General features: G+C 47.0%; 1 protein-coding gene. It reads right to left on the bottom strand.

Annotated features, from left to right (window positions below; genetic code table 11):
* A partial coding sequence (gene nrfD / locus AB4486_RS26495) for an NrfD/PsrC family molybdoenzyme membrane anchor subunit (protein ID WP_372119743.1) occupies nucleotides 1-228 on the bottom strand: 228 nt, incomplete at its 3' end.
* Nucleotides 229-285: the final 57 nt, after the last annotated feature.

Below are 285 nucleotides of genomic sequence, written 5' to 3'. Positions count from 1 at the left end.
CAGGTGGAAAACCAAGATCAGTAGGCCTGAAATGATCCCAAATGGCGCAAGAAAAGCGGTCGCCTTTAACACACCATTATGAGCAGGATCGCCTTCAATGACCTTACGTTTTAGGTAAATGGAGATCATTACGGCACCCGCCGACATCCCCGCGAGAAATAGATAGATAGCTATAATCCAGTCCCATACCACGGTACCAGACTGAAAAGCTGTGTCCCATGCACTCATAATCAGATCTCCCCTTTTTGGTGTGGCACTTTATAGAGTTTTGGCTGAGTACCGAGA

Source organism: Vibrio sp. 10N.222.55.C6 (assembly GCF_041473395.1).
Lineage (GTDB): Bacteria > Pseudomonadota > Gammaproteobacteria > Enterobacterales > Vibrionaceae > Vibrio > Vibrio crassostreae_C.
The sequence above is the reverse complement of the archived record's forward strand: the minus strand, read 5'-3'. Positions and strand labels throughout refer to the sequence as shown.